Annotated in this window: 11 protein-coding genes; 2 read left to right on the top strand and 9 right to left on the bottom strand. The window is 63.2% G+C overall.

Annotated features, from left to right (window positions below):
- Positions 1-9: 9 nt before the first annotated feature.
- Positions 10-1,587 (bottom strand): Dyp-type peroxidase, encoded by a 1,578-nt coding sequence (locus ACFE7K_RS03985; RefSeq protein ID WP_375396867.1) that lies wholly within the window; start codon positions 1,585-1,587, stop codon positions 10-12.
- A complete protein-coding gene (locus tag ACFE7K_RS03990) occupies positions 1,554-3,695 on the bottom strand; it encodes a prolyl oligopeptidase family protein (protein WP_375396868.1) in 2,142 nt (713 codons plus the stop codon). The genes ACFE7K_RS03985 and ACFE7K_RS03990 overlap by 34 nt, the downstream gene beginning before the upstream one ends.
- Between ACFE7K_RS03990 and ACFE7K_RS03995 the strand changes: the two genes are divergently transcribed.
- Both ACFE7K_RS03995 and ACFE7K_RS04000 read left to right on the top strand, forming a co-directional pair.
- The gene (locus ACFE7K_RS03995) at positions 3,616-3,828 is read left to right on the top strand and encodes a hypothetical protein (protein WP_375396882.1); all 213 of its coding nucleotides are present in this window, start codon (positions 3,616-3,618) and stop codon (positions 3,826-3,828) included. The two genes, ACFE7K_RS03990 and ACFE7K_RS03995, sit on opposite strands and share 80 nt — an antisense overlap.
- A 2-nt stretch (positions 3,829-3,830) precedes the next feature.
- Positions 3,831-4,355 carry a glycine zipper 2TM domain-containing protein gene (locus tag ACFE7K_RS04000; protein ID WP_375396869.1) on the top strand — a complete coding sequence of 175 codons (525 nt, stop codon included), beginning with the start codon at positions 3,831-3,833 and terminating at the stop codon, positions 4,353-4,355.
- A 75-nt stretch (positions 4,356-4,430) separates the two neighbouring features.
- On the opposite strand, the gene rplQ is transcribed toward ACFE7K_RS04000, so the two are convergent.
- The 7 genes from rplQ to ACFE7K_RS04035 form a co-directional block, all read right to left on the bottom strand.
- Positions 4,431-4,856, bottom strand: a complete 426-nt coding sequence (gene rplQ, locus ACFE7K_RS04005; protein ID WP_375396870.1) for a 50S ribosomal protein L17 — start codon at positions 4,854-4,856, stop codon at positions 4,431-4,433.
- Between the two features lie 231 nt (positions 4,857-5,087).
- Positions 5,088-6,152 carry a DNA-directed RNA polymerase subunit alpha gene (locus ACFE7K_RS04010; protein WP_375396871.1) on the bottom strand — a complete coding sequence of 355 codons (1,065 nt, stop codon included), beginning with the start codon at positions 6,150-6,152 and terminating at the stop codon, positions 5,088-5,090.
- A gap of 93 nt (positions 6,153-6,245) precedes the next feature.
- Positions 6,246-6,635 carry a 30S ribosomal protein S11 gene (gene rpsK / locus ACFE7K_RS04015; RefSeq protein WP_034161671.1) on the bottom strand — a complete coding sequence of 130 codons (390 nt, stop codon included), beginning with the start codon at positions 6,633-6,635 and terminating at the stop codon, positions 6,246-6,248.
- A gap of 87 nt (positions 6,636-6,722) precedes the next feature.
- A complete protein-coding gene (rpsM, locus tag ACFE7K_RS04020) occupies positions 6,723-7,091 on the bottom strand; it encodes a 30S ribosomal protein S13 (RefSeq protein ID WP_375396872.1) in 369 nt (122 codons plus the stop codon).
- A 216-nt stretch (positions 7,092-7,307) separates the two neighbouring features.
- Positions 7,308-7,958, bottom strand: a complete 651-nt coding sequence (locus ACFE7K_RS04025) for an adenylate kinase (protein ID WP_375396873.1) — start codon at positions 7,956-7,958, stop codon at positions 7,308-7,310.
- 28 nt (positions 7,959-7,986) lie between these two features.
- Positions 7,987-9,333, bottom strand: a complete 1,347-nt coding sequence (gene secY / locus ACFE7K_RS04030; RefSeq protein WP_375396874.1) for a preprotein translocase subunit SecY — start codon at positions 9,331-9,333, stop codon at positions 7,987-7,989.
- Positions 9,334-9,455: 122 nt separating this feature from the next.
- Positions 9,456-9,859, bottom strand: a 404-nt coding sequence (locus ACFE7K_RS04035; protein ID WP_375396875.1) for an uL15 family ribosomal protein, incomplete at its 5' end; no start/stop codon positions are given.

The raw sequence follows: 9,859 nt of genomic DNA on the forward strand, positions 1-9,859 counted from the left end.
CAATCAGCATCAGCCGAACCCGGCCAGATGGCGCAACCCGGAGATCGATGGCGAAAAGAAATAGTCGCCCCCGGTCGAGGTGACGAATTTCGGCACCGCCTTCAGCGTTCCGGTCGCCCAGGTCGCATCGCGCGGCTGGGCGCCCTGGCCGATGATCAGATCGATCCCCGGCTTGTCCGGCATGACGCCCTTCGACCCCTTCACGTATGGGGGCTGGAAAGGGATGGAGGAGGCGTTCGCCCAGCTGATCTGGATGAATTCGAACTTGTCGACGATCGAACTCTGATAGCATGCGAACAGCAGCCCCCGGTCGTCGGGCCGGGACTTTTCGTAATTATAGGCGATGCCGGCGCGCAGGATACGGCGGTCTTCCGAATTGCCGGGACCATCCTGGATATCGGCGCGCGGATAGACCCGGCGGATATGGGCATTGAACGGGCATCGATCCTGCGCGGTGCCCTGCACCCCGAAATCGAAATCGTTATTTTCGGTCGGGACGTCTTCATTATGCGCCGGATTGGACGCCAGCGGATCGCGGGCGATCGGGCTACCGTCCTTCCATCGTCCGATGAGGCGTGCGGCGAACTGATCCTTGTTATCCGCCAGCCCCGCAAAGTTGGCGCTCACATAATGGTCGAACGCCGGAACGTCCTGACGCAGCCGCCGGAACGCCAGGTAAGAGCCGTTGACCATCCACGGGGCCGGCGCCGCATGATCGAGAATGAAATTGCCGGCGGCGACGATGTCCTGCCCGGCAAAGCTTTGATCGTCATCCACCACCGGTCGATGCAGCCCCTCGACCGCCGGTTGCGAGACACCGTCGGCAAAGCCGAAGGCCTCGTGACCGAATGTCGGCTTGTTGTTGACGACGAATACGTTGACCACGCCTTCCTCGCGATGCGCTTCGAGCATGACGCCGTGGCCTGCGGGGGTCTTGCCGAAATCGGCGACCACCTTGTCCGCGCGCTGCCGCGCCAGCTTGCGGGCCGTTTCCGGATCCTTGTCCCACGCCGCTACCAGCAGGACGCCATCGAAAACCTCATCACGATATTCGGGCCGCCAATCATGGGCGACATCGTCGCCCAAGGCCGCCGCACGCTTCTTCATGCCGTCGAGAAAGGCGGGGTCGGCGTTCGCCGGCGCGGGCGACCCCAGGTCCCTCAAGCCGTTGGCCGTAAACGCGATATTGACCTTGATCACGTCGCCCTGATGACTTTCCTCGTATATCCGGGTCTGCTGCGTCGTCGCGACGTGCTTGGAAAGTTCGTTCAACGCCTTTTTGAAAAGCGACGATTCGACGATCTTGAAAAAGAGGAATATCTCGGCCTTCTTCTGCAGGCCGACCAGTACATCTCCTTGAATATCCGTTTCTTTTACTTTTATCTCGCTGGCTTTCAAGAACATCTGACTTCCCATGACTCGTCCCTCCACGCTGTCGGTTAAAGTGTGCGTCCTGTCGGGTGGAAGTTCGAGTCCGATTTCAACCAAATTGGCGCGGTCATGGCCAGGGTCGGCAGGACACCGGCAACCGCCGGGCCGCAACGCCGGCGTCATCACCGCATCGGCTTGACCGTCATTCCCGTCCATCTGGCAATGAACGCCCAGTCGCTGGCGGTCTCCTCGATGATCTTGTCGGTCGGCTTGCCGGAACCGTGACCGGCGCGCGTTTCGATGCGCACCAAGCGGGGTTTTGGCCCCAGATCCATGGATTGCAGCATCGCGGTATATTTAAACGTATGCCCCGGCACCACCCTATCGTCTGTATCGGCGGTCGCCGCCAGGATCGCCGGATAGGGCCGCCCGCTGCGAATATTGTGGTAAGGAGAATAAGCGTAAAGCGCGCGGAAGTCGGCCTCCCTCGACGGATAGCCGTAATCGTCGACCCAATATCGGCCGGCGGTGAAACGGTCGAAACGCAACATGTCCATTACCCCGACCTGAGGCAGCGCGGCGGCGAACAGATCAGGGCGCTGGTTGACCACCGCGCCAATCAGCAGGCCGCCGTTCGACCCGCCCTCGATCGCCAGTTGGTTGGGGCCGGTGTAGTTTTTGGCTTTTAGATATTCTCCCGCGGCGATGAAGTCGTCAAACACGTTCTGCTTGTTGCCCAGCCGCCCCGCATCGTGCCAAGCCTTGCCATATTCGCCGCCGCCGCGGATATTGGCGACGGCCAGCACCCCGCCCTGCTCCAGCCAGGCCACGCGCGTGGCCGAAAAGGCGGGAGTCATCGATATGTTGAACCCGCCATAGGCGTAGAGCAACGTGGGCGCGGGCCCCGTAACGTCCTTTCGGCGGACGATGAACATCGGGATCGCGGTCTTGTCCTTCGAGGGGCAGAAGACCTGGGAAACGACATAGTCGGCGGGATCGAAGGCGACCTTCGGCCGGGCCCAGACGGTCGCCTGGCCGCTGGCCACGTCATAGCGATAGATCGTCGAGGGCGTCGTATAGCTGGTGAACGCGAAGAAGGTCTCGGCCTCATCGGCCTTGCCGCCGAACCCGCTGACCGCGCCGATCCCGGGCAGCGGCACGACGCCATCGGGCTTGCCGTCCAGCGTGAAGCGCCTGATCTCCGACTTTACATCGACCAGATATTCGGTAATCAGCCGCCCGCCGACAATGACCGCACTTTCCAGCACCGACTTTTCCTGGGGCACCAGCTCGACCATCGGAACGTCGGCCGAGCGCGCCTCCAGGTTGGTCGCCACGATCCGGCCGCGGGGCGCATCCTTGTTGGTCTTCCAGTAGAAATTGCCGCCGACATTGCCGGCCAGCGTCCATTCATTCTCCAGCCCCTTCACGATCGTCCGCGGCTTCGGGATCGGCGCGGTCAGGTCGATGACAGTGATCTCGTAGCGATTGTCGGTGCCCTCGGTGGTGGTGATGACCAGCCACCTGCCGTCGTCGGTCACCTCCGCGCCGTGGCCGCGCCTGGGAGTGTCGGGCGTCGCATAGATCAGCTTGTCGCCCGCTTGCGGCGTGCCGAGCCGGTGAAAATAGACCGCCTGGTTCTCGTTGAGCGACTGGAACTTCTTGCCTTCAGGCGGCGCTGGGAAGCGTGAATAATAGAAGCCCGACCCATCCTTTGCCCATGCCAGGCCCGAGAACTTAACCCATTCCACAATGTCGTCCATGACCTTGCCGGTGTCGACGTCCAGGATCCTGATGGTGCGCCAATCGGTCCCGCCGTCCTGGATCGCATAGGCCAGCTTGCGCCCGTCCTCGCTCGGCGCCCATTCGCCCAGCGCGGTGGCGCCATCGGCCGACCATCCGTTGGGATCGAGCAACGCCCGCCCCGGTCCATCAACCCTGTCCCGGACGTACAGCACCGCCTGATTCTGCAGCCCAGCATTACGCGTGTAGAAATAGCGACCACCCCGCTTGATGGGGGTGCCGACGCGCTCGTAATCGATCAGCGCCTTCAGCCGATCCTTGAAGATCGCGCGCCCCGGCAAGGTCGCCAGATAGGCATCGGTGACCTTGTTCTCGGCCTCTACCCACGCCTTGACGCGCGGGTCGGTGCGTACGTCGTTCTCCAGCCAGCGATAGGGATCGGCGACCTTCACCCCGAACTGCTCATCGACGATTTCGCCACGGTCGGCGGTCGGGTAAGGGATGGGGCTGACCATTGAACTCGTCTGGGCGATGGCGGGAACGGCGAAGGCAAAAAGAGCAATCGTGACGGCAGGGCGCATCTTGATACTCCACGAAGGCGAAGGTTGTTACACTATCACTCATTCACCGGGCAGCAACCCAGGCGTCGCTAAGAAGCCGATACGGACCCGTTACGCTTCTCGCGCGTTGACGCATTCCATCAAGGAGAAATGACGATGTTCCGCCAACTCACCCTGGGGGCTGTACTGCTTACCTCGCTGGCCGTGCCGGCGACCGCACAGACCGCTTCCGAACAACGTCGCTGGGACGCCGCGCAGCGTCGCTTCCAGCAGGAGCAGACGGTCTATGATCGCGAGCGCGGCTATTATGACGATGCCCGCCGCCGGAGCGGTGCGTATCGCGACCAGCAATATCGCGATCCACGCTATGACCAGAGCTATGACGACAGCCGCTATGCCACGACCTATGATGCCTCGCGCGACTATCGCGACGATCCGCGTTATCAGGAGCGCAGGCTGAGCGCCAACGACCAGGTCTATCGCGGTTCCGATGGCCGTTATTATTGCAAGCGCTCGGACGGGACGACCGGGCTGATCATCGGCGGCGCCGCGGGCGGTGTCCTGGGCAACGTGGTCGATGGCGGACGCAACCGCGTTGCCGGCACGCTGATCGGCGGCGCATTGGGCGCGTTGCTGGGCAAGTCGGTCGACCAGCAGAACAGCGACGTCCGCTGCCGTTGACTCTCCAATAGCAGAGGGCCGCACTCTTCTCTTCCCGGGAGGAGTGCGGCCCCTTCTTGTCAGCAGCGGATGCGATCAGGCGGCGGCATCATACTCGTCGTCGTCGACCGTCACCGGACCAGAATCCTGCCCCTTGGCATCGACATCGCGATCGACGAACTCGATGATTGCCATCGGCGAGGCATCCGACGCCCGGACACCGGCCTTGACGATACGAATATAGCCTCCCGCGCGACCGGCATAGCGATCGGCCAGCACGTCGAACAATTTGGTTAGTTGCGCATCATCGAGCAGGCGGGCGTGCGCCAGGCGGCGGTTCGACAGCCCCCCTTTTTTCGCCAGCGTGACCAGCTTTTCGACATAGGGCCGAAGCTCCTTCGCCTTGGCGACCGTCGTGGTGATCTGCTCGTGCTTGATGAGCGCGGCGGCCATGTTGCGGAACAGGGCGGCGCGATGTGCCGAGGTCCGTTGCAGCTTGCGACCGCCTACCTTGTGGCGCATGTTTCATTCCTTCGTTCGTAGGGGGGCCGGATGAGGTACCCCGATCCAGGTACTGTTGAGGCCAGTACCCATTGCCTTCTTCAGCTCCTCCCGGCCTGCTCAGGGAGGACACCATTAAAGGCGGTGTAGGAGCCCACCGCGGCAAACCGCGTCGTCGGACAGGACCGGCTTCGCCGACCTGCCGGCCGGGCTTATGCCGTCTTGGGATCAGCTTGTGCTGATCCGTACGGCTCAGCCCATGATCTCCTGTTCCAGCTTCTTGGCCATCTCCTCGATATTCTCGGGCGGCCAGCCGGGGATTTCCATGCCCAGCCGCAAGCCCATCGACGACAGCACTTCCTTGATCTCGTTGAGCGACTTGCGGCCGAAGTTCGGGGTGCGCAGCATCTCCGCCTCGGTCTTGCCCACCAGATCGCCGATATAGATGATGTTGTCGTTCTTGAGGCAATTGGCCGATCGCACCGACAGTTCGAGTTCGTCGACCTTCTTGAGCAAATAGCGGTTGATCTGTTGCGTATCGCCGGTGATGCCGCTGTCGGCGGCGGGGACGGCGACACCGATCGGGGTCGAGCGCGAGATCGATGAATCGTCGAAATGGACGAACAGCGCCAGCTGATCCTGCAGGATGCGGCCGGCATAGGCCAGGGCGTCGTCGGGAGTGAGAGTACCGTCGGTTTCCACCGTGAGCGTCAGCTTGTCATAGTCAAGCTCCTGCCCGACGCGGGTATTCTCGACCTTGTACGACACCTGGCGAACCGGCGAGTAGAGCGCGTCGACCGGAATCAGCCCGATCGGCGCGTCGGCGGGACGATTGGCGATTGCCGCGACATAGCCCTTGCCCACGTCGGCGGTCAGTTCCATGTTGAGCGTCGCGCCCTCGTCCAGGTGGCAGATCAGCAGATCGGGGTTCATCACCTCGATGTCGCCCGACACCGCAATGTCACCGGCCTTTACATCGGCCGGACCGGTCGCTGCCAGTTGGAGGCGCTTGGGCCCCTCCCCCTGCATCTTGAGCGCGATCTGCTTCACGTTGAGCACGATGTCGGTCACGTCCTCGCGGACCCCCGCCAGCGAGCTGAATTCGTGAAGGACGTTCTCGATCTTGATCGACGTTACCGCCGCACCCTGCAGCGAGGACAGCAACACGCGGCGCAGCGCATTGCCCAGCGTCAAGCCAAAGCCGCGCTCCAGCGGCTCGGCGACGAATACCGCCTTGCGCTTGCCATCGCCACCAGCCTTCTTTTCCAGGCCGCTGGGCTTCTTCAATTCCTGCCAGTTCTTTGCATTGACGGACACGGGGGAGGTCCCTCTATTTTGGGCCACGGACGTTGGTCCGCGGCATGGAAGAAAACCGGCGCAGCGCGATCAACCGCGCGCCGGACGGGCGGATCAGACGCGACGACGCTTTGACGGGCGTACGCCATTGTGCGGGATCGAGGTGACGTCGCGGATCGACGTGATCTGGAAACCGACCGCCTGGAGCGCGCGCAGCGCGGATTCGCGGCCCGAACCCGGGCCCTTCACCTCCACCTCCAGCGTGCGGACGCCGTGCTCGGCGGCCTTCTTGCCGGCATCCTCGGCGGCGACCTGAGCCGCATAGGGGGTCGACTTGCGCGAGCCCTTGAACCCCATCATGCCGGCCGACGACCAACTGATTGCATTGCCCTGGGCATCGGTGATGGTGATCATCGTGTTGTTGAAACTGGCGTTCACATGCGCGACGCCAGAGGTGATGTTCTTGCGCTCGCGCCGCTTAATGCGCTGAGGTTCACGTGCCATGGTCTAATTCCCTAATCCTGATGCGGAGAGCGGCGGGCTGTCAGCCTCATGCCTGCCCCCGGCGGAGTAAAACGTCCCCCAGACGTTTTACTTCTTCTTGCCCGCGATCGGCTTCGCCTTGCCCTTGCGGGTACGCGCATTGGTGTGCGTGCGCTGGCCGCGGACCGGCAGGCCCTTGCGATGGCGCAGGCCGCGATAGCAAGCCAGGTCCATCAGCCGCTTGATGTTCATCGCGGTCTCACGACGAAGATCACCCTCGACCGTATAGCCTGCATCGATCGCTTCGCGGATCTGCAGCACTTCCTGATCGGTCAGGTCCTGAACCCGACGCTCCGGCGCAATGTTCAGCTTGGTGGTGAGCTCCCTGGCCTTGGTCGGACCGATGCCGTGGATATAGGTCAGCGCGATCACCACGCGCTTGTTGGTCGGGATATTGACGCCCGCGATACGTGCCATGAAAGTTGTTCTCCCAGCTCCACGGGGACGGCATGGCTGCCACGTACCCCATCTCATCGCATTATAGCCGCGCAACGCGAAAATACGACGGACGCAAAGGAGCGCCGTCGCAGCCGTTGTGTCGGAAGCGACATCACCTAAGTCGGTATGAAACGGCTGTCAAGCAAGCCGGACGTAATGGATTGATTTTCCGTCAACGGCGCCCCGCCCGCTGACTTATTGCCCGTCGAGAACAGCCGCGATCGCCGCCGTCACACGGCCGATGTCCGCCATGCCGTCGACCCGGCGAACCAGGCCGCGCCTTTCGTAGATCGGGAGGATCGGCGCGGTCTTGGCGCGGTATTCGGCCATGCGCGTGCGCACCGTCACCTCATTGTCGTCAGGCCGGCGCCTGAAGTCCCCGGAGCCGCACACGTCGCAGACCCCGGCGGTCGCGGGCCGAAGAAAGGTGTCGTGATACCCCGCGCCGCAAGCGGCGCAGGTATAGCGTCCGACGATCCGTTCGACCAATGCTTCTTCGTCGACGTCCAGCTCGATCACGTAATCCAATTTGCGTCCGCGCTCCTCCAGCAACGAATCAAGCGAGGCCGCCTGGGCCGCCGTACGGGGATAGCCATCGAAGATCGCCCCCTGCGCGGTATCGGACATGTCGAGCCGCTCGCCGATGATGCCCGAGACGATCTCGTCGGACACCAACTCGCCGGCTTCCATCACCGCCTTGGCCTTGATGCCCGTTGGCGTGCCCGCCTTGACCGCGGCGCGCAGCATGTCGCCGGTCGACAGCTGGACCATGCCGCGATCAGCCTCCAGCCGGCTTGCCTGGGTTCCCTTGCCCGCGCCCGGCGGCCCCAGCAGAATGATGTTCACACCCGTCTCCCCTATCCTCCCGCTCGGTTCAGCGGAGACGGCCGCCCTTCAGCTTGGCCTTCTTGATCAGGTCGCCATATTGATGCGCCAGCAAATGCGACTGGATCTGCGTCACCGTATCCATCGTGACGTTGACCACGATCAACAAGCTCGTACCCCCCAGATAGAACGGAATCTTGAGCGCCGACACCAGGTATTCGGGCACCAGGCAGATGATCGCGAGATATCCGGCGCCGATCACGGTGATCCGGGTCAGCACGTAATCGAAATAGACTTCGGTATTCTTGCCCGGACGGATGCCGGGAATGAACCCGCCATAACGCTTCAGGTTATCGGCGGTCTCTTCCGGATTGAACACGACGGCGGTGTAGAAGAACGAGAAGAAGATGATGCCCGCCCCGTACAGCGCCATGTAGATCGGGCTGCCGTGCTGGAGATATTGGTTGAGCGTGATGATCACGTCGCCCCACCAGCTCTCGCCTTGCACCTTGCTGCCGGCGAACTGGGTGATGGTCAGCGGCATCAGCAGCAGCGACGAGGCGAAGATCGGCGGGATCACGCCTGCGGTGTTGAGCTTGAGCGGCAAATGGCTGCGATCGGACTGAACGCCGCGCGCGGTCTGGCGCTTGGGATATTGGATCAGGATGCGACGCTGGGCGCGCTCCATGAAGCAGATGAACAGCACGATCGCCACGACCGCGACGATGATGCCGATCAGCCGCCCGGCCCCCAGATCACCGGTCCTGCCGCCCTCGGCCAGATTATAGAGGTTGGTCGGCAGATTGGCGACGATGCCCGCCATGATGATCAGCGACACGCCGTTGCCGATCCCCCGCGCGGTAATCTGTTCGCCCAGCCACATCAGGAACATCGTGCCCCCGACCAGGCTGACGACGACGCCGATGCGGAACAGCATGCCCGGCTCGACCGAGACGTTCTGCGCCTCCAGCGTCGCGGCGACGAAATAGCCCTGGATCGCGGTCAGCCCCACCGTGCCATAGCGGGTATATTGGTTGAGCCGCTTGCGCCCGCTCTCGCCTTCCTTCTTGATGCTCGCCAGCGTCGGCGACAGCGACGTCGCCAACTGCACCACGATCGAGGCGGTGATATAGGGCATCACGCCCAGCGCGATGATGCTGGCGCGCTTGAACGACCCGCCCGAAAAGTTGTTGAAGAAATCGAGCACGCCGCCGGTCGTGCGCTGCGCCAGCGCGCCAAGCGCGGTTGGATCGACGCCGGGCAGCGGGATGTAGCTGAGCAACCGGAACACGATCAGCGCGCCGATCGTGAACCACAGCCGCTTCTTCAGGTCGGTCGCCTGGGCGAATTTCGACAGGCTGATGCTGCTGGCGAGGGAATCGGCTGCGGATGCCATGAATGGTTGATGCCTTGAAACTGTACGGTGGCGCGTCCGGCGGCGCCCCTTGCGCCGTTCATATAGTCACGTCGCGGGGCTTGTCTAATCCCTCCGGGAGCGAAGGCGGCGCGAGGAGCCGATCAGGCCTTTGCCGCCGCCTTCCTGGCATCCTTGTCGGCGATCCGTGCCAGCCGGGCCTTGCCCTTCTTCGCGGCGGCCTTTTCAGCGGCGGGAACGACCTCGATCACGGTGACCGATCCACCGGCCTTCTCGACCGCTTCGCGCGCGGAGGCCGACACGCCGGCGACGTTGAACGCCAGCCGGGCCGAGAACTCGCCCTTGCCGAGCAAGCGCACGCCGTGCTTGCCGCCGCGCGTCAGTCCCGCGGCATCCAGCGCCGCCTGGTCGATCGTCGCGCCGGCGTCGAGCTTGCCGCCATCTACCGCCTTCTGGATCGCGCCCAGGTTCACCTCGGCATAATCCTTGGCAAAGATGTTGTTGAAGCCGCGCTTCGGCAGCCGCATGTGGAGCGGCATCTGGCCGC

The organism is uncultured Sphingomonas sp. (genome assembly GCF_964244265.1).
Lineage (GTDB): Bacteria > Pseudomonadota > Alphaproteobacteria > Sphingomonadales > Sphingomonadaceae > Sphingomonas.

What these genes read in the sequence shown, in the direction of transcription:
- ACFE7K_RS03990 (WP_375396868.1), bottom strand. Translation starts at nt 3,695, where the DNA reads ATGCGCCCTGCCGTCACGATTGCTCTTTTTGCCTTCGCCGTTCCCGCC.
- rpsK (WP_034161671.1), bottom strand. Translation starts at nt 6,635, where the DNA reads ATGGCACGTGAACCTCAGCGCATTAAGCGGCGCGAGCGCAAGAACATC.
- ACFE7K_RS03985 (WP_375396867.1), bottom strand. Translation starts at nt 1,587, where the DNA reads ATGGACGGGAATGACGGTCAAGCCGATGCGGTGATGACGCCGGCGTTG.
- rplQ (WP_375396870.1), bottom strand. Translation starts at nt 4,856, where the DNA reads ATGCGCCACAAGGTAGGCGGTCGCAAGCTGCAACGGACCTCGGCACAT.
- ACFE7K_RS04000 (WP_375396869.1), top strand. Translation starts at nt 3,831, where the DNA reads ATGTTCCGCCAACTCACCCTGGGGGCTGTACTGCTTACCTCGCTGGCC.
- secY (WP_375396874.1), bottom strand. Translation starts at nt 9,333, where the DNA reads ATGGCATCCGCAGCCGATTCCCTCGCCAGCAGCATCAGCCTGTCGAAA.
- rpsM (WP_375396872.1), bottom strand. Translation starts at nt 7,091, where the DNA reads ATGGCACGTATCGCGGGCGTCAATATCCCGACCAACAAGCGCGTGGTG.
- ACFE7K_RS03995 (WP_375396882.1), top strand. Translation starts at nt 3,616, where the DNA reads ATGGGGCTGACCATTGAACTCGTCTGGGCGATGGCGGGAACGGCGAAG.